General features: G+C 63.9%; 16 protein-coding genes. 1 reads left to right on the top strand and 15 read right to left on the bottom strand.

Annotation, left to right across the window (positions count from 1 at the left end; genetic code table 11):
- Positions 1-655 precede the first annotated feature (655 nt).
- The 15 genes from OOZ51_RS06055 to dacB all read right to left on the bottom strand — a co-directional run bounded on the left by OOZ51_RS06055 (position 656) and on the right by dacB (position 15,790).
- Complete coding sequence (locus OOZ51_RS06055; RefSeq protein WP_265978281.1) at positions 656-2,104, bottom strand: DHA2 family efflux MFS transporter permease subunit; 1,449 nt, start codon at positions 2,102-2,104, stop codon at positions 656-658.
- A 156-nt stretch (positions 2,105-2,260) separates the two neighbouring features.
- Positions 2,261-3,163, bottom strand: coding sequence for a pantoate--beta-alanine ligase (gene panC, locus OOZ51_RS06050; RefSeq protein ID WP_265978280.1), 903 nt, complete (start codon positions 3,161-3,163; stop codon positions 2,261-2,263).
- Positions 3,164-3,165: 2 nt separating this feature from the next.
- Positions 3,166-4,116, bottom strand: coding sequence for a Rossmann-like and DUF2520 domain-containing protein (locus OOZ51_RS06045; RefSeq protein WP_265978279.1), 951 nt, complete (start codon positions 4,114-4,116; stop codon positions 3,166-3,168).
- A complete protein-coding gene (locus OOZ51_RS06040) occupies positions 4,109-5,626 on the bottom strand; it encodes a PH domain-containing protein (protein WP_265978278.1) in 1,518 nt (505 codons plus the stop codon). Before OOZ51_RS06040 ends, OOZ51_RS06045 begins: the two co-directional genes overlap by 8 nt.
- Complete coding sequence (locus OOZ51_RS06035) at positions 5,623-6,135, bottom strand: PH domain-containing protein (protein ID WP_265978277.1); 513 nt, start codon at positions 6,133-6,135, stop codon at positions 5,623-5,625. The genes OOZ51_RS06040 and OOZ51_RS06035 overlap by 4 nt, the downstream gene beginning before the upstream one ends.
- Positions 6,116-6,637, bottom strand: coding sequence for a DUF3180 domain-containing protein (locus OOZ51_RS06030; protein ID WP_265978276.1), 522 nt, complete (start codon positions 6,635-6,637; stop codon positions 6,116-6,118). Before OOZ51_RS06030 ends, OOZ51_RS06035 begins: the two co-directional genes overlap by 20 nt.
- Positions 6,638-6,640: 3 nt before the next feature.
- Positions 6,641-7,180, bottom strand: a complete 540-nt coding sequence (folK, locus tag OOZ51_RS06025) for a 2-amino-4-hydroxy-6-hydroxymethyldihydropteridine diphosphokinase (RefSeq protein WP_265978275.1) — start codon at positions 7,178-7,180, stop codon at positions 6,641-6,643.
- Positions 7,177-7,536 carry a dihydroneopterin aldolase gene (gene folB / locus OOZ51_RS06020; RefSeq protein ID WP_265978274.1) on the bottom strand — a complete coding sequence of 120 codons (360 nt, stop codon included), beginning with the start codon at positions 7,534-7,536 and terminating at the stop codon, positions 7,177-7,179. The genes folK and folB overlap by 4 nt, the downstream gene beginning before the upstream one ends.
- 29 nt (positions 7,537-7,565) lie before the next feature.
- Positions 7,566-8,471 carry a dihydropteroate synthase gene (folP, locus tag OOZ51_RS06015; RefSeq protein WP_265978273.1) on the bottom strand — a complete coding sequence of 302 codons (906 nt, stop codon included), beginning with the start codon at positions 8,469-8,471 and terminating at the stop codon, positions 7,566-7,568.
- Positions 8,472-8,479: 8 nt separating this feature from the next.
- Positions 8,480-9,151, bottom strand: coding sequence for a GTP cyclohydrolase I FolE (folE, locus tag OOZ51_RS06010; RefSeq protein ID WP_265978272.1), 672 nt, complete (start codon positions 9,149-9,151; stop codon positions 8,480-8,482).
- 10 nt (positions 9,152-9,161) lie between these two features.
- A complete protein-coding gene (gene ftsH, locus OOZ51_RS06005) occupies positions 9,162-11,231 on the bottom strand; it encodes an ATP-dependent zinc metalloprotease FtsH (RefSeq protein ID WP_265978302.1) in 2,070 nt (689 codons plus the stop codon).
- A 290-nt stretch (positions 11,232-11,521) separates the two neighbouring features.
- A complete protein-coding gene (gene hpt / locus OOZ51_RS06000) occupies positions 11,522-12,073 on the bottom strand; it encodes a hypoxanthine phosphoribosyltransferase (protein WP_184741199.1) in 552 nt (183 codons plus the stop codon).
- A gap of 31 nt (positions 12,074-12,104) precedes the next feature.
- Positions 12,105-13,142, bottom strand: coding sequence for a tRNA lysidine(34) synthetase TilS (gene tilS / locus OOZ51_RS05995; protein ID WP_265978271.1), 1,038 nt, complete (start codon positions 13,140-13,142; stop codon positions 12,105-12,107).
- A 104-nt stretch (positions 13,143-13,246) separates the two neighbouring features.
- The gene (locus OOZ51_RS05990; RefSeq protein WP_265978270.1) at positions 13,247-14,350 is read right to left on the bottom strand and encodes a zinc-dependent metalloprotease; all 1,104 of its coding nucleotides are present in this window, start codon (positions 14,348-14,350) and stop codon (positions 13,247-13,249) included.
- A 60-nt stretch (positions 14,351-14,410) separates the two neighbouring features.
- Positions 14,411-15,790: a D-alanyl-D-alanine carboxypeptidase/D-alanyl-D-alanine endopeptidase gene (dacB, locus tag OOZ51_RS05985; RefSeq protein WP_265978300.1), complete on the bottom strand. Its 1,380-nt coding sequence runs from the start codon at positions 15,788-15,790 to the stop codon at positions 14,411-14,413.
- 304 nt (positions 15,791-16,094) lie between these two features.
- Between dacB and OOZ51_RS05980 the strand changes: the two genes are divergently transcribed.
- Positions 16,095-16,583, top strand: coding sequence for an inorganic diphosphatase (locus tag OOZ51_RS05980; protein ID WP_059388921.1), 489 nt, complete (start codon positions 16,095-16,097; stop codon positions 16,581-16,583).
- Positions 16,584-16,808: the final 225 nt, after the last annotated feature.

The raw sequence follows: 16,808 nt of genomic DNA, 5'->3' as shown, positions 1-16,808 counted from the left end.
CAAAATTTGAAACCAGCTGTAAAAAACCAGCCCCGCACCACCGAAGCGACACGAAACCAGCCAAAACAACCAATTCAATAAAAAATAAACCGGTATCAACAAACTTGGCACACTATTGAGTTCTCAAACAACAGACACACCCGACACCACCCACACCCACAAAGGGCCCGCGATCGCTCCGGAGCAACTTCCCAAACTTACCAGACCCGCCCTCTCCGCACAACTCCCGAACCCGGGAACCGCGGCGGACAAAACACCATCCGAGACCCCCGGAAACCACACCGGAACGCAAGAAAACGAACCAACAATTTGGTTTCCATCTGGAAGGGAGTCTGTCGCAATTTTTCCGCATCAGCGGCGGCGACTCGAATTACTTTACACACCCCCAAGACCACAGGCAAATCGCTCCGATATCACAGCCCTAGGCCCCAAAGGCCCCTACAACACGGCGATTTCGCACCCGGCGCCACCAGCCATAGGGCCTTTCGAGTCGCAATCCACAAACATGCCGTGCGTCACATTGACCCGTGCCCCTCACTGCAGCCGCGCCAAGCAGCAAAACGGCGCCGCATCACGAAAAGTGAGCGGCGCCGTCGGGCACCTAGCGATAGGGCACCCAGCGATAGGGCCCAGCGAAAGGGCCTAGGCAAGCGATCTAGTGCCCCGCTGCCCCTTCGGTCTTGCGCATCATGGCGGACAGCACCACGGCAATCACTGCAATCACTGTTGCCGTCAGGAAGGCGGCCTGCATTCCGGCCACAAAACCGGACGCGGCCGACACCACGGCGAAGATCGAGACCAGGAGTGCAGTGCCTGCGGCGCCCGCCACCTGCTGCAGCGTGCTCATGATGGCCGAGCCATGCGAGTAGAGGTGGGGCGGGAGCGGGTTGAGGCCCGTGGTGAACGCGGGCGTAAACAGCAAAGCCAGTCCCAAGCTGAGCACCGCGTAGAGGACGACGACCCACCACAACGGGCTGCTCGCGGTGAGCATCGAGAACTGCCACAGCGTTAGGACCAGCAGCACGGAACCGGTCACCGTGAGCGGGAGCGGACCGATTTTGTCGAACAGCCTGCCGACCACTGGGCCGAGCAGACCCATCGCCAGGCCTCCCGGAAGGAGTGCCAGGCCGGTCTCCATCGGCTGCAGGTGGAGGACGTTCTGCAGGTAGAGCGGCAACAGGATCACTCCGCCGAAGAGGGCCATCATGGCAACCACCATGAGGAGTACGGACACCGTGAACATACGGAAGTTGAAAGCCCTCAGGTCAAGCAGAGGCGAATCGGACTTCTGCAACTTGAGCTGGCGGAAAACGAAAACCACCATGCACAAGACGCCGATCACCAGGGCAGCAACCGGCAGGGCGCTTGCTCCGCCATGGCCGCCGATCTGGCTCAGACCATAGACCAGGCCACCGAAAGCCGGAACGGTCAGGACCACCGAGACGAAGTCCAGCTTGACGTTGCCGCGTTCACCCACGTTGGTCAGGAAGCGCGCACCGATGGCCATGGCCAGCAAGGCGACCGGCAGTACGAAGACGAACATGAATCGCCACGAGAAGTGGTCAAGAATGATGCCGGAAACCGTGGGACCCAAGGCCGGCGCAACCGAGATCGCGATGGTTACGTTGCCCATCACCGCGCCGCGGCGGGACAGCGGAACGAGCGTCAAGATGGTGGTCATCAGCAGCGGCAACATGATCGCCGTCCCACCCGCCTGGATGATTCTCGCCAGCAGGAGCACGCCAAAACCCGGGGCCAGGGCCGCGAGCAGGGTGCCGACGCTGAAGAGCCCGATCGCAAGGAGGAAAGCAGCTCGAGTGGTGAGCCGCTGGAGGATGAAGCCCGTGGTGGGTATGACCACCGCCATGGTCAACATGAATCCAGTGGAGAGCCATTGGACCGTGGGTGCGTCAACGTTGAGGTCCGTCATGAGCCGCTGCAAGGCGACGTTCATGATGGTCTCGTTGAGGATCACCACGAAGGTGGCGATGAGGAGCGTGACGATAACGGTGACAGACTCGCGCGACATCTTGTCGCTGGCTTGCAGTGTCCCCGTTTCCGGCACGGGGTTGCCGTGCGCGCCTGACGTGACGTCGGTAGACATGAGGATCCCTCAGCTTTGGGTGCGGTTGTTTCCGGCGCTCGGCACCGGTTAAGACTGCAACAGTCTAAGCTTCAAAGGCATTCCCGTCAGCAGTTACTCTAAACGTTTTCGCCCCGACACCCGGAAGTTCAGTGACCACACTCCGGAGCTCAACGGTCAGGAACTCAGCGGCACGTTGTCGATCAACCGCACGGGACCAACCTTCGCCGCGATGATCGCGAGCCCTTCGCCCCGGAACGGCGTGTCCTTGCAGTTTTCGGCGAGCGGTTCCAGCGTTCGGGGATCCACGACGTCGAAGTAGTCCAATCGCACCAGGGGTTGCGATTCAACGAGTGCGACGGCGGAATCCAGCCCCAGTGGTTCGTTCGCCAGGGCGCGGGACTCGAGAAGGCGAAGGGCGCGTGACAGCACCAAGGCGGCCTCCTGCTCCTCTTCGGAAAGGAAACGGTTCCGGCTGGAGAGCGCGAGCCCTTCCGCATTGCGCACGGTGGGCACCGCCACGATCTTCACCGGAAAACTGAGATCGGCAACCATCCGCTTCACGAGGGCCAACTGCTGGGCATCTTTCTGGCCGAAGTACGCGCGGTACGCGGCAGCACCGCCGTCGACGGCTGGACCGCCGGGCAAGCCGTAATGCAGCAGTTTCGCGACCACCGTGAGGGCGCCGTCGAAGTGCCCGGGGCGTGAGGCGCCCTCCCATTTCTCGCCCAGCGGCCCCGAGGTCACGCGGACCAGCGGCTCCCCGCCGGGGTAGACCTCGTCAACTGAAGGGGCGAAGACGAGATCCACGCCCTCGGCGTCGAGCAGTGCCATGTCCGCATCAAGGGTGCGCGGGTAGCGTTTAAGATCCGCGGCCTCGCCGAACTGAAGGGGGTTCACGAAGATGGAAGCCACCACTACGTCGTTCTGCTCGACGGCGGAGCGGGCCAGCGCTGCATGACCGGTGTGCAGGGCTCCCATCGTGGGTACGAGGCCCTGCGAGCTGCCGCGCTTTTCCGCAAGCAACCGGGCACTTTCGGCCCGCAGTTCCGCCGCGGTGGTGACGAGTTTGATGGCCATTCTCAGTTTCCTTCCTGTACACCGGCAGCGTCGTTGCCTGGAGGGTCTTCACCTTTGTCCCGCGTATTCGAACCGTCCAAGGCGTTGTTGATGTCGTCGAACTGGCCCTCTTTGAGCAGGCCACGGTTGACCGCGCGGCGGGCCGTTGCCCGGGCCATGGCCAGGTAGGCGGCGAGAACATCGCCGCCGGAACCGGCGTCGTACTCGTTGAGGGCCTCAGCATGGGCAGCGACGGTCCCCACATCTCCGCGGGCCACGGGTCCGGTCAACGCGGACTCGCCTGAGGCCAGCGCGTTCTCCAACGTGGCGCGCAACAGGGGGCCGAGCATGCGTTCTGGCGTGTCGACGCCGATCTCCCGCAGCAGCTGGGAGGCCTGGGCCACGAGCGTGACCAGATGGTTTGAACTGTGAGCGAGCGCTGCGTGGTAGAGCGTCCGGTCGGCCTCGGCGATCGCTACCGGTTCGGCGCCCATCTCCACCACGAGGGCTTGGGCGATGGGCAACATAGCGGCGTCGGCAGTAACCCCGAACGTGCAGTCCATGAGCCGGGTCAGGTCCAGGCTCATCCCCGTGAACGTCATGGCAGGGTGGAGGGCGAGCGGGATGGCCCCAGCGGCCCGGATCGGCTTCAATATCCCGACGCCGAAACGGCCGGAAGTGTGCGCCACGAGTTGGCCCGGCTGCCACGCTCCGAGCTTGGCCAGTCCTTCCACGAGTTCGCCAAGGGCATCGTCCGGGACGGCAAGGAGCACCAACTCTGCCCGCTCCACGATGTCCTGGATCTCGAGGATTGGGACACCGGGAAGAAGCGTTTCGGCCCGCTCCCGGCTCGCCTCCGACACCGCGGAAACCCCGACGACGGCGTGCTCGGCACCGCGCAGCGCCGCCCCAAGGACGGCACCCACTTTGCCGGCGCCAATGATTCCAACGCCGAGTCGTCCTGGCCTAGCCATGGTCCTGCTCCTCCTGGGTTGCTGCGTGCTGTACTGCTCGCGTGGTTGGCGGAGCCGGGAGCACCGGCATCGCCGCCGGTGGAAGCTGGGCTAGCCATTGCTCGGAATTGCCCTGTGCCAGGTTCTGTAGTTTGCGGGCTTGCCTGGCCCGGGCCGCCTGCTGGTCGAACAAGCCGACTGCTTCTTCAGTGGCTGCCTGGATGAGCCTGGGCGCCACAGGACCCGGGGTCGTGTGCAGCACGAGGTCAGCCACCCCGAATAGCCGGGCCAACGGACCTTGATGGAGAGCCATGGACTGGGTCCGCTGATGTGGGACCAGTACCAAATGCCGCCACCAGCGCCCCGAGCGCAGCAGCAATGCCGTGTCCGTTGCGAGGAAGCCGTTTCGACGCCAACCCAACGGGGAAAGAAGCCATGCACGCCTCGGCGTGGTGACAAAACCGCCGTCAGAATCCAGGCCTTTCAAGCCGGCCGTGAACACGCGCTCAGGGTCGGCCGTGCCTGGATCGGGCAGGACGAGGGAGAGCATCATCATCACCTCAGGCTTCCGGCCGACCGGAAGGAGCATGGTACGGTGCTCGCCCTCGTTGCGGTGGTGCTCTCCGTACCCGGCGACATTCACGCGAATCCGATACCAGCCAAGAACGCGCCATAACGGGGGCTGGCTGACTTTGACTGCCTGGATTCGGCCCGGTGGCACGGTCTGGGCCCGGGTATCCAGGAGCCCGTAGCGCAGACGGATGCCGTCCGGGGAAATTGCCGCCGTAAAGTTGTAGCCCGTGTTGAACGAGCGCCAGTAGGCGGTACCCAAGCCAAGGATCGCCGGAATCAAGTAGAGGATGAAGGCGCGGGACTCAGTCAACACAGAGATCAGCACGGATGCAATGGCGCTGAGCACGATGAAGAAGCTTTGCTCGCTCAGGATCAGCGAACCGACAAGCCTTCCGGGCGGGAGGTACAGCACCACTTGTTCTGGCGCCTCAGGAACCTCGACCGTTTCGCTCCCATCCGCGATGCCGGCGGCCCGGCCCAAGATGGTGGCGCGGAGCTGTTTCGCCTGTGCGAGCTTGAGGTAAGAGAGCCGCATGGCCGAGTGGCCGGCGTCGGCGACCTCGAACTTCAGCTCGGCGAGCCCGAAAATACGGGCAAGCAAGGGCTGGACGATGTCGATGGCCTGGACCCGGTCAAGCCGGGCCTGGCGCTGCTGTTTGAACAAAAAGCCCGTATTGACCCGGACGAAACCTTCGGCAAGCTGATAACGCGTGAAGTACCAATTGAGGACGAAGGACCCCAAGGCCAGCAAAAGCACGACGCCGCCGCCGACCAGCAGCCAGACGGTGCGCTCGTTGATGTTGTCGCCGATGGTTCCGCGGCCCTGGAGGGTTCGCTCGAAGGTGTCTCGGCCAAAGAAATAGACGATCGCAACCAGTGCCACCCACCCCCGCACGAACGGCGACGCCGGGTGCACGCGGTGCCAGTCGCCGTCGACGGCGGTCTGTTCCTGGGTCACAGCCCGGCCAGCCTCGCTTCACCCCGGGCCGAAAGCTGCTCGCGCAGCCGTGCCCCTTCAGCGGCCGGGAGACCCGGCAAATGGGCATTGGTTCCGGGCGAAGCGGTGTGGAGTTTGAGGGTGCAAAGCCCTAGCATCCGCTCGACGGGCCCCACGGAGACGTCGACATACTGCATCCGGCCGTAAGGAACCACCATGGTCCGCTGGAAGAAGATGCCCCGGCGGATCAAGAGGTCGTCATCGCGTTCCGCATAGCCGATGGCCCGCACCTGCCTCGGGATCAACACGAGCCTCCACAAGGCAAGCACCAGAAAGGCTGACGGGACGGCCACAGCGAGCCACAGCGGCGGCCATTTCCACCATCCCAGTTGGACGAAGAGCAAGGGCAGGCTGAAGAGACCGATCATGATCACGTTGCCGATGGCCCACTCGACGAGCCGCACAGTCACGTATTTGCGCGAAACGCGCAACCATTGGATACCAGGGGGGTCAATCGCCGCGGTATGCATACTCGCCTTCGCCCTTGGCTTCGCCGTGGCGGCGATCCTGGATACCGGGGCCGCCTTCGAGATCTTCCGGAGGAATCCGGCAAAACCGCTCCACTACGAGCCCTACGATGGTCATGATGAGCCCGCCGCCACCCATGATGAGCGCAAGCCACAAGATGGTTTGGTCGCTTCGCAGGTTCCAGATCCGGAGCTGTTCAATCACGATTCCAGCGTGCCAGCCCAGCAGCACTGTGCCCGCGTAGGCGCAGGCTTGGGCCAGGATCAGGGTTCGCGCGGCCAGGATGGGGTTGAGCATGGTCTTCTTTTTGCCGTTCCGCCAGCGCAGGACGCGGATGCCCATGATCAACGTGAGCACGGCGATGAAACCCATAGTCACCAGCGCGGACGGAGGAAGCACTGGCGTCGCCATGCTGTAACGCGTGGTGAGCACGGTGGTCAGCCAACCAATTGCGGCAAGAAGGACGGCGATGATCGCCAACAAGAGTGGACGCATGGCCTTCATGGGCTATTCCACCGCTCCGGCGGCAGCGACGCTGCCGGATCCGTCGAAACCATCGAAAGGCCGAAGCCCGGGGAAGTCCTCGGCTTTGGCGGCCAGTTCGGCAACGCTCTCACCGTTGAGCCGAGCGGCAGGGTCCAGGAGGGCCCACGGATACAGCACGAAGGCGCGCTCCGCGGCCCGCGGATGCGGCAAGGTCAGGGTTTCGTCATCGCTTGTGAGCTCCCCGTAAAGGATGATGTCCACGTCCAAAGTGCGCGGACCCCAGCGAACCTCGCGGACCCGGTGGTGCTTTTGCTCGACGTCGTGGCAGTGCTGCAGCAGGTCCAGCGGCGCAAGGGTGGTCTCAACGGCGATCACCATGTTGAGAAAGTCCGGTTGCCCTGCGGGCCCGCCCACGGCCTTGGCCTGGACCACGGGAGACACCCCAAGCAGGCGGATTTCCGGACGGTCCACGAGGTCGGCGACGGCGGTGGACAGGGTATCGTTCCGCTCGCCCAGATTGCTGCCCAAAGCCAGGATGGCCTTCGTGAAGCGGGAGGTCATGCGCGCTCCCTGTGAACACTGACGGTGACGTCACCGAACGGCACTTCGATGGGAGCCTTGGGTTTGTGGACGGTTACATCGACGGCTGCGACGTTGAAGCCGGCCAGAATCCCCTCTGCGATCCGCACCGCGAGAGCCTCGATCAGGTTGAGTGGCTCGCCTGTGATGAGGGACGTGATATACCCGGCCACTTCACCGTAATGCGCCGTGTACTGCAGGTCATCGGTTTCCGCGGCCTTGCTGAAATCGGTGTGCAGCACCGCGTCAACGACGAACGGTTGTCCGTCCCGGCGCTCGAAGTCGAAGACGCCGTGATGCCCGACGGCGGTCACGCCGGTCAGTGTGATCTTGTCCAAACCGGTTCCTCCCCCTTTGCTCACGAAGCTTAGTGTCTGACGCGCGCGGCAACCTTGACAGCGTCAAGGCTGGGGCCGACGTCGTGGACTCGCACGGCCCAGGCGCCGTTCGCGGCGCTGATTGCCGTAATGGCAGCCGTGGCGTGGTCCCGCTCCTCCGGGGCCGCCGCCTTGCCGGCAACGGTCAGGAGCGTTCCGAGGAAGCGCTTGCGGGAAGCTCCGATCAGGACCTTGTGGCCGAGTTCATCCAGCTTGCCGACGTACTTGAGGAGTTGCCAGTTCTGGTCTTCGTCCTTGGAGAAGCCGAGGCCCGGATCCACAATGATCTGTTCAGGTGACACACCTGCCGCGTAGAGCTTGTCTCGGACGCCCTTAAGCTCCTCGATGACCTCCTCCACGACGTTGCCGTAGTCGGCAAGGCTGTTCATGGTCTCGGCGTCGCCCCGACGATGCGTCAGGACGTAGGGCACCTTGGAGCGCGCGACGAGTTCGGCCATCTCAGGTTCGATGCTCAACCCGGAAACATCGTTGATGATCGCGGCGCCGGCCTCAACGGCCGCTGCGGCCGTCGAAGCGTGCGTCGTATCGATGCTGACGAGCGCTCCGGCCTTCACGAGCGCCTGGATCACCGGCAGGACCCGGCGTTGCTCTTCTTCCGGCGAGACAGGCTCGGCGCCCGGGCGGGTTGATTCTCCGCCGACGTCGATGATGTCCGCGCCCGTGTACAACATGCGCAAGCCGTGCGCTATCGCGGTATCCGCCGTGGGGTGCTTGCCGCCGTCGCTGAATGAATCCGGCGTGACGTTGAGAATTCCCATGACAAGCGTGCGGTCGGCCGGCAGGTCCGTGAAGCGGGCAGCTGGACGGGGTTTACGGAGAATGGGCAGGGGGCTGGTAGCCGGGCCCGTTCCTGGTGCTGCTGCGAGGGAATCCATGGTCTTTGTTACCTTCCGAGTATGAGGCTCATGGCTTCGGCGCGGGTGGCCGGGTCATGAAGTTGCCCGCGCACTGCGCTGGTGACGGTCTTGGCGCCGGGCTTGCGGATGCCACGCATGGACATGCACATGTGTTCGCATTCGACGACGACGATCGCTCCCCGGGGCTTGAGGTGGGTCACGAGCGCTTCGACGATCTGGGTGGTCAGGCGTTCCTGCACTTGGGGACGACGGGCGAAAACATCGACGAGACGAGCCAACTTGCTCAGGCCCGTCACCTTGCCATCATGGGAAGGGATGTACCCCACGTGCGCGACGCCGTGGAACGGTACCAAATGGTGCTCGCACGTGGAGTAGAACGGGATGTCCTTGACCAGCACGAGTTCCTCGTGGTCTAGGTCGAACTTGGTGGACAGGATGTCCGCGGGATCCTGGTGCAGGCCCGCGAAGACCTCGGCGTAAGCCTTGGCAACACGCTTCGGCGTATCCACCAGGCCACCGCGATCCGGATCCTCGCCGACGGCAATGAGGATCTCGCGGACGGCCGCCTCGATGCGGGGCCGGTCGACCTTGTGCGAGTGGTGTCCGTGGCCGTGGCCGCCCGAGGGTTTCCCCTCGGACGAACCGCCGAAGTCATCACTGGTGGCACTGCTGAAGTCGTCGTCGTCGATGTGAGTCACAGCAGAAAGCTTAGCCTTGATGCGAAACGTCGGTGCCCGCGTCAGGTCCGTGACCCCTGAACGACTCCTGGCTGCTGACTCCTTGCGGATGCGGGGACTGAGCGTCCAGTGGTTCGTCCAGGCGTGCTGCCTTGGCTTCTTGCTGCGCCTCGCGTTCGGCCTTCTCCGCACGGGATTCCACCGGCGGGATGGTCTGGACGGGACGGGATTCCTTGGAAAGCCATACTTCACGGAAGTCCCGCTTGCGGATGTCACGGAAGATGTAGGCGATCTCGGACTGATTCAGCGTTTCCCGCTCAAGCAGCTCGAGGGCCAGCTGGTCCAGGACGTCGCGGTTCTCGGTCAGGATGGCGTAGGCCTCGTCGTGGGCCTGATCGATCAGGCGGCGCACTTCCTCATCAACGATGTACGCCACAGAGTCCGAGTAGTTCCGTTCCTGCGCCATGTCGCGGCCCAGGAACGGCTCGCCGCCACCCACGCCAAGCTTCACGGCGCCGATGCGCTCGCTCATGCCGAACTGGGTGACCATCTTACGGGCCGTTCCGGTGGCCTTTTCGATATCGTTCGAGGCGCCCGTGGAAGGGTCGTGGAAGACGATTTCCTCTGCAACGCGGCCACCCATGGCATAGGCCATCTGGTCCAGGAGTTCGTTGCGCGTGATCGAGTATTTGTCGTCCTCGGGGACAACCATGGTGTAGCCGAGGGCGCGGCCTCGGGGCAGGATGGTGATCTTCGTGACCGGAGCGGAGTTGCGCAGTGCTGCCGCCACCAAGGCATGGCCGCCTTCGTGGTAGGCCGTGATCTTCCGCTCCATCTCCTTCATGACGCGGCTGCGCTTTTGCGGGCCGGCCATGACGCGATCGATTGCCTCGTCCAGTGCACGGTCGTCAATCAAGTTGGCGTTGGACCGTGCAGTCAGGAGCGCGGCCTCATTGAGCACATTGGCGAGGTCTGCACCCGTGTAGCCGGGAGTCTTCTTGGCGACGCCCCTGAGGTCGACACCGTGCGCCATCGGCTTGCCCTTGGCATGGACGTTCAAGATCTGTTCGCGACCAATAAGGTCTGGCGCTTCAACAGTGATCTGGCGGTCGAAGCGGCCAGGACGGAGCAGGGCAGGATCCAGGACGTCCGGACGGTTGGTTGCCGCGATCAGGATGACGTTGGTCTTGACGTCGAAGCCGTCCATTTCAACCAGAAGCTGGTTCAGCGTCTGCTCGCGCTCGTCGTTGCCGCCGCCAATACCGGCACCACGGTGACGGCCGACGGCGTCGATCTCGTCTACGAAAATGATTGCGGGCGCGCTGGCTTTGGCTTGCTCGAAGAGGTCGCGGACGCGGGACGCACCGACACCGACGAACATTTCAACGAAGTCCGAGCCCGAGATGGAGAAGAATGGGACGCCGGCCTCGCCAGCGACGGCGCGGGCCAGAAGAGTCTTGCCCGTACCCGGAGGGCCATACAGCAGCACGCCCTTGGGGATCTTTGCGCCGACCGCCTGGAACTTTGCCGGTTCAGCGAGGAATTCCTTGATTTCCTGAAGCTCTTCGACTGCTTCATCCGCACCGGCGACATCCGAGAAGGTCACCTGTGGCATGTCCTTGTTGACGAGCTTGGCCTTGGACTTGCCGAACTGCATGACCTTGGAGCCGCCGCCCTGCATGCGCGAGAGCAGGAACCAGAAGAGGACACCCAGAAGGAGCACAGGGACGAGGAGGGAGAACAGTCCGGAGAACCAGTTGTTCTCAACGGGCTGGTCAGTGAAGCCCTTGGCTGGCTGGGCGTTGGTGACAGCCTTGACGACGTCTGCGCCGCGAGGGGTGACATAGAAGAACTGGACGTTTTTGCCCTTATCCTGGCCGTCGATGACCAGGTTGTCCTTCAGCGTCAGATCAACGCGGTTCTCGGCGTCGTAAATCTTGGCTTGGTCCACTTTGCCGCTTTGGGCGAGAAGCGCAAGGCCCTTATCGGTGTCGATACGGGTTGATCCGCCTGGGGCAAGAGTTGCAAATGCCACCAGGAGCAGGCCGACTACGACAACAATCCAGATGCCCGGGCCCTTTAAGAAACTCTTAGCTTTCATCTGTTCGGGGGCTCCGCCCCGTCCCTCCTGGTAGTGCTGCACGGCGCAGCTTCTGCGCGCGTGTGGTGCTGCGTCAGTTTCTAGCTTTACACCGTTCGGAGTGATTCACGCATAGTGAGGGGCAAAAGTTCCCTCTAGGCGTACACGGACAGGGAATTCCGGAAGCTCGCGGGGGAAATCCATGGTTCTTTCAGGATCCCCGACGTCACTGCACAACAAGAAGCGGCCTCCCGAAGAGGAGGCCGCTTTCACTCCGCGAACCATGCCGCGGTGGTTCGCTGCGGGAAGAGTTATTCGTAAACGTGCGGGGCGAGGGTTCCCACAAAGTCCAAATTGCGGTACTTCTCGGCGTAATCCAGTCCGTAGCCGACGACGAATTCGTTGGGAATGTCATAGCCGACGTACTTGACGTCAATCTCCACCTTGGCGGCTGTGGGTTTGCGGAAAGCCGTGCAGATTTCCACCGATGCGGTGCCGCGGGATTCGAGGTTGGTCTTGAGCCACGAAAGCGTCAGCCCGGAATCGATAATGTCTTCGACAATCAGGACATCCTTGCCCATGAGGTCGGTGTCAAGGTCTTTGAGGATGCGTACGACGCCGGAGGACTGCGTACCGGAGCCGTACGATGACACGGCCATCCAGTCCATGCTGACGTGACTGTGAAGTGCGCGCGCAAGGTCGGCCATGACCATGACGGCGCCCTTGAGCACGCCCACGATCAGAAGTTCACGGCCCTCGTAGTCCTTGTCGATCTGTGCAGCCAGTTCACCGATTCGTCGCTGGATCTGCTCCTTGGTGTAGAGAACGTGCTTGAGGTCTGCCTGGACGTCGTTTGAATCCACCAATGGCTCCTGTGTTGATGCGTGGGTGCGGCTAGTGTTGGGGCGATTTGTGTTGCCGGAATACTAGCTTCCCACAGCCGCCGCCTTCGCGGGGAACGGCATCTACCTGCGCGGAGGCCGCCCGCTCCAATTCACTCAACGACACCCGATAGACGCTGACGCTTCCGGGAAGCTGCACCGGACCGGCCGATCCCTGCCGGCGCAGCAATGCAACAGCTGCCTGGAGCCGCCCGTAGCCGGGCTGCTGGCCCCCGACGTCGGCGGCTGCTTTGGCGATCACCCGGAACCTCAGTGCGGGGGCCAACTCCCTCAACGAATCTTCGGGGAGCCAGACGCCGCCGTCGGTCCGATTCACAAGGGCCGCGTAGCTCTCCGCGGCAAGCTGCTCCAGGAAATCAGCGTCCTGTTGAAGGATCGCGGCGGTGCGGGCGAGCGATTCGGCAACGCCGGGTCCGAGCTTGTCCTCAAGCAAAGGCATCACCTCCACCCGGGTCCGCGAACGGGCGAAAGCGGGGTCCGCGTTGCTGGGGTCGTGCCAGGTTTCGAGCTCCTCGACTTCGCAGATTTCGAGTGTTTCCGCGCGGCGGAGGCCGAGGAAGGGACGAAGGAGCTTGCCGCGGGCGGGTCGCATTCCGGCGAGGGAGCGGGTTCCCGAGCCCCGGGCCAGGCCCAACAGCACCTGTTCCGCCTGGTCATCCAGGGTGTGCCCGAGCAGGATTGCCTGGCAATCAAGCTCCGTGGCGGCCGCCTCAAGGGCTGCGTGCCGGGCGTCGCGCGCCGCGGCCTCGGGTCCAAAACCGGTGGCGGCCACATCCACGGTCCGCAGCTGGACAGGCGAAAGCCCCAGCTCCTGCAAGACCTCAACAGTTCGTGCCGCAACCTCACCCGAGCCTTCCTGCAGCTGGTGGTCAACCACGACGCCGGCCACGCTCACCGGGTGGCCGTGCACGTGGCCACGACGTGCGAAGTAGGCTGCCACGGAAGCGAGGGCCAGGGAGTCAGGTCCGCCGCTGCAAGCAACCAGGATTCGCTCGGGATAGCCTGCGGAGGCCAGTGCGTCCTGCAACATATTCCGTGCTTTGCCGACGACCGGCACCAAACGCCCGGGACGCCGTCGTCCGCTGCTTCGTGGGCTGCTGCCCGGCCCCGCGGGGCTGGATTCGGTACCCGCGGTCACAGACCCATCCGCTCAAGCCACAGCTTGGCGTCGTGGATTTCGGCTTCCGTGGGCAGTTGTTCGGCCGATTCCCATACCCGGTTCAAGCCCGCCATGCCAGCCACCGCAACCACCTCACGGACAAACTTGGCTCCGTCGCTGTACTGGCGCATCTTGGCATCCAGGCCGAGGATGTTGCGGATGAATTTCTCGATCACGCCGCGGTCCTTGCCCCGTGCGTTGAAGCGCTGCCTGATGGTTTTCACTGAAGGGACCAGTGTGGAATCGACGGCGTCCATCACAACGTTGGCGTGGCCTTCCAGCAGGCTCATGACAGCTGTGAGATGCGAGAGCGAGGCCTTTTCCTCGGGGTTCTGCAGCAGATCCAAGATGGCCCCGCGGCCGGGCGCGGCACCAGTGGAGCGATCGCGCAGGGACCGCGCGGCGGCCGTGGCACGGTCCATGATGGAGTCCACATTGCCTAGCAGGTTGGTGCTGAGCCGCTCGATCTCCCCAAGCATGTGGGTCCTGAGCCAAGGCGCGGCGGCAAACTGCACGCGGTGGGTCTGCTCGTGAAGGCAGACCCAGAGCCGGAAATCGTCCGGGTCCACGTTGAGCTCGCGCTCCACGGAGACGATGTTCGGGGCCACCAGCAGGAGCCGGCCGGCTGGAGGCGCTTTCGAATCCGGGGCGAGTGCCGCGAAGGGATCATATTGGCCCAGGACCTTGCTCGACAAGAAGGCAAGCACAGCTCCGAGCTGGCTACCCGTGATGGCGCCGCTCGCGGCCGCAGCAGCAGGTGTCATGGCCGGACCGCGGCGGGACTCCAGCATTTGCTGAAGGGCTGGCTGGAGCATCACCGCAAAGCTCTGGGTGTTCGCCTTCGCCCACGATGCGCGGTCCACTACCAGGACATGGGAATCGCGGAGATCGCGCGCGGCCTCCAGACCGGTGATGTCATGCACATGCGGCACCGAAATGTCCGCGCTGAAACGCAGGCTATCCACGGCTTTGCCGATTTCGCCCGGACTCATGGCCGGACCTGGGGGAGCGAGGCGGGCAGCCGTGGAGGCGGCCAACTCCCAGTTGATGAGGGACTGGGCTTGCTGCTGAGACTCCATACGAACCATCAGAACACAGCAGGCTGAATCTGCGCCCTTAAGTTCGCTCAGCGGCGAACGTCATCCCGCTCGGCAACCGCACGCGGCGAGGGTGGTGGCGGATCTGTCCAGCGCCACTTTGTTCCCGGCCGCTCCCGGTGTCAGCCCGTTGCCGATAAAGGAGAAGACCAGCAGACGGCCGTCTGCGTCCACCACATAGCCGCTCAAGGCGATGACCGAATTCAGGGTTCCGGTCTTGGCCCGCACCAACCCCGCCCCTTGGGAAGTGCTGGCGTCGCCGTAGCGGTCACCGAGCGTCCCGGTCAGTCCGGCCACCGGGAACCCGGCGAGGGCGGCACGGAGACGGGTGTCCGGTCCGGAGGTAATGGCCCGGACCACGTCCACGAACTGCCGGGCTGATACCTGGTTGCCCAATGCGAGCCCGGAGACGTCGGCCAAGTGCATTGAGTCCGTGGCGATTCCCAGCTCCGCCAACTGGGCGCTCACAGTCGCCGTGGCGCCGTCGTTCGATCCTGGTTTTCCCGCGGACAGCGCAGCCATCCGGCCGAATGTTTCGGCTAGATAGTTGTCCGAGGTTTCCAGCATCAGGTCAATCTGCTCGCGGGCAGTGGCAGATTCCACGCTGGCGATGACATCCTGCTTTCCTGCAGGAGCCTTCGCACGTTCCACACCCGGGGACACCGTGAAGCCTGCAGCGGCACCCGCGGCTTGGAGCTTCCCGGCGAACGCCTCCGCGGCCGCGAGCGCTGCGTCCTGCGGGCGCGGAATAGTGGGGGCACCCGCGCTGTTCCGCGCCGAGTTCAGCGCGAGCGGGAAGACCGGCGCCGTTTCGCCTGCTGCGACGTCGTCGAGACTCCATCCCGGGTTCAAGGCTGGTCCAGAGAAGATCGTGTCGTCCAGCTGCACGGTGACGGGACCCGTGACGCCGCGGTCCTTAAGTGCTTTCGCTGCAGCCGCCGCGAGTGTTTCGAGGCCGGCATGGCCCATCACCTCGCCGGGCTGCGATTGGCCCGCGCCGAGAAGGACGTCGCCTCCCGCGCTCAGCACAATGGTCGACGCCGAGGGACCCGCCAGAACCCGTGTGCTGAAGCGTGTCTCCGGACCGATCGCCCGCAGCGCCGCGACGGCGGTGAGCAGCTTCATGTTGGACGCCGGGACCCGGTTCCTGGCGCCGTCGCGATCGTAAAGCGGAAGTCCGGTCAACGCATCCTGAACGACGCCGGTGAAGTCTCCTCCGCCGTCGGGGGTCAGTGTGGCGTTGAGCTGGCGGGCGACATCGGCTGGCAGCGGGACCGGGGCTGAAGGGTCCAAGGGCGCAACGACCTGGGCACGGCTCAGCTCGTTGGGAATCTGTTGCCATGCGGGTACCTTGGGCGTAGGCGTTCTGGCGGCCCCCAGGAACGTTGGGCCGAAGAATCCGGGCGCCACGCCCAGCCCCATAGGCACGGCCAAGGCAGCGATGACCAAAGTCAGGAAGATCACTGGCAGAAAGCGAACAAAGCTCTTCCGCGCCGGTTTCCTGGGTCTGATCTTCCTCGGTCTGAGAAGGGGGGTCTCCTGCTGGTCCGAAGCCTGCTTTTCAGCCCCCGCCTCGTCAACGCCCTTCATGCAGCTTTAGTCCTCAAAGTCTTGAATGTCCCCACCGTTTCAAGAAACTTGGGCCTCTCGCTATATCCTCAATAGTAGTCGGCGGCGTCGGCTGCTCTGTTGCCGCGCCCATGCCAATACCGTCAAGGAGCATTCCATGAAGCACGACGTCACGATCGAGATCCCCAAGGGGTCGCGTGTCAAGTACGAAGTTGACCACGAGACCGGCCGCGTCCGCCTGGACCGCGTCCTCTTCACGTCCATGCAGTACCCCACCCACTACGGGTTCTTCGAGAACACCTTGGGCGAGGACGGCGACCCGCTTGACGCACTGGTGCTCCTGCAGGACTTCGACCTGTACCCCGGCGTCATCGTTGAGTCCCGCCCCATCGGCGTGTTCAACATGACCGACGACGGCGGTGGAGACGCCAAGGTCCTGTGCGTTCCGGCCGACCCGCGCTTCGACCACATCCAGGAAATCTCGGATGTCAGCGAATTCCTGATCAAGGAAATCGAACACTTCTTCACCCGTTACAAGGACCTTGAACCGGGCAAGTGGGTCAAGGCTGAAGGCTGGGCCGACCGCGCTGCTGCCGAAGCCGAGCTGGAAGCTTCCATCAAGCGCTACGTTCCGGTCTCCCACTAAGTCCCCACCGCCACCCTAACCTCGTTCCGCTCGGCCAGGGAGCCCTGGCGGAGTGGGCCCAGCCAACGTGCACGACGGCGGCGGGTGCGGTTCACATGGAACCGGGCCCCCCGGGGGTGGTGGCCCCCCCACCGGGCCCGGCGGGGGGGGGGGGGGGTCAACCTGCACCCCCCCCCGCCGCCGTCGTCGTTTATGGGTACGCATTCCCGTCGCGGAATGATCGCC

The sequence above is a fragment of the Arthrobacter rhizophilus genome (assembly GCF_026241105.1).
Taxonomy (GTDB): domain Bacteria; phylum Actinomycetota; class Actinomycetes; order Actinomycetales; family Micrococcaceae; genus Arthrobacter.
The sequence above is the reverse complement of the archived record's forward strand: the minus strand, read 5'-3'. Positions and strand labels throughout refer to the sequence as shown.

What these genes read in the sequence shown, in the direction of transcription:
- OOZ51_RS05980 (WP_059388921.1), top strand. Translation starts at nt 16,095, where the DNA reads ATGAAGCACGACGTCACGATCGAGATCCCCAAGGGGTCGCGTGTCAAG.
- folP (WP_265978273.1), bottom strand. Translation starts at nt 8,471, where the DNA reads ATGGATTCCCTCGCAGCAGCACCAGGAACGGGCCCGGCTACCAGCCCC.
- ftsH (WP_265978302.1), bottom strand. Translation starts at nt 11,231, where the DNA reads ATGAAAGCTAAGAGTTTCTTAAAGGGCCCGGGCATCTGGATTGTTGTC.
- panC (WP_265978280.1), bottom strand. Translation starts at nt 3,163, where the DNA reads ATGGCCATCAAACTCGTCACCACCGCGGCGGAACTGCGGGCCGAAAGT.
- dacB (WP_265978300.1), bottom strand. Translation starts at nt 15,790, where the DNA reads ATGGGGCTGGGCGTGGCGCCCGGATTCTTCGGCCCAACGTTCCTGGGG.
- OOZ51_RS06035 (WP_265978277.1), bottom strand. Translation starts at nt 6,135, where the DNA reads ATGCATACCGCGGCGATTGACCCCCCTGGTATCCAATGGTTGCGCGTT.
- folK (WP_265978275.1), bottom strand. Translation starts at nt 7,180, where the DNA reads ATGACCTCCCGCTTCACGAAGGCCATCCTGGCTTTGGGCAGCAATCTG.
- OOZ51_RS05990 (WP_265978270.1), bottom strand. Translation starts at nt 14,350, where the DNA reads ATGGAGTCTCAGCAGCAAGCCCAGTCCCTCATCAACTGGGAGTTGGCC.
- OOZ51_RS06045 (WP_265978279.1), bottom strand. Translation starts at nt 4,116, where the DNA reads ATGGCTAGGCCAGGACGACTCGGCGTTGGAATCATTGGCGCCGGCAAA.
- OOZ51_RS06030 (WP_265978276.1), bottom strand. Translation starts at nt 6,637, where the DNA reads ATGAAGGCCATGCGTCCACTCTTGTTGGCGATCATCGCCGTCCTTCTT.
- OOZ51_RS06055 (WP_265978281.1), bottom strand. Translation starts at nt 2,104, where the DNA reads ATGTCTACCGACGTCACGTCAGGCGCGCACGGCAACCCCGTGCCGGAA.
- tilS (WP_265978271.1), bottom strand. Translation starts at nt 13,142, where the DNA reads ATGTTGCAGGACGCACTGGCCTCCGCAGGCTATCCCGAGCGAATCCTG.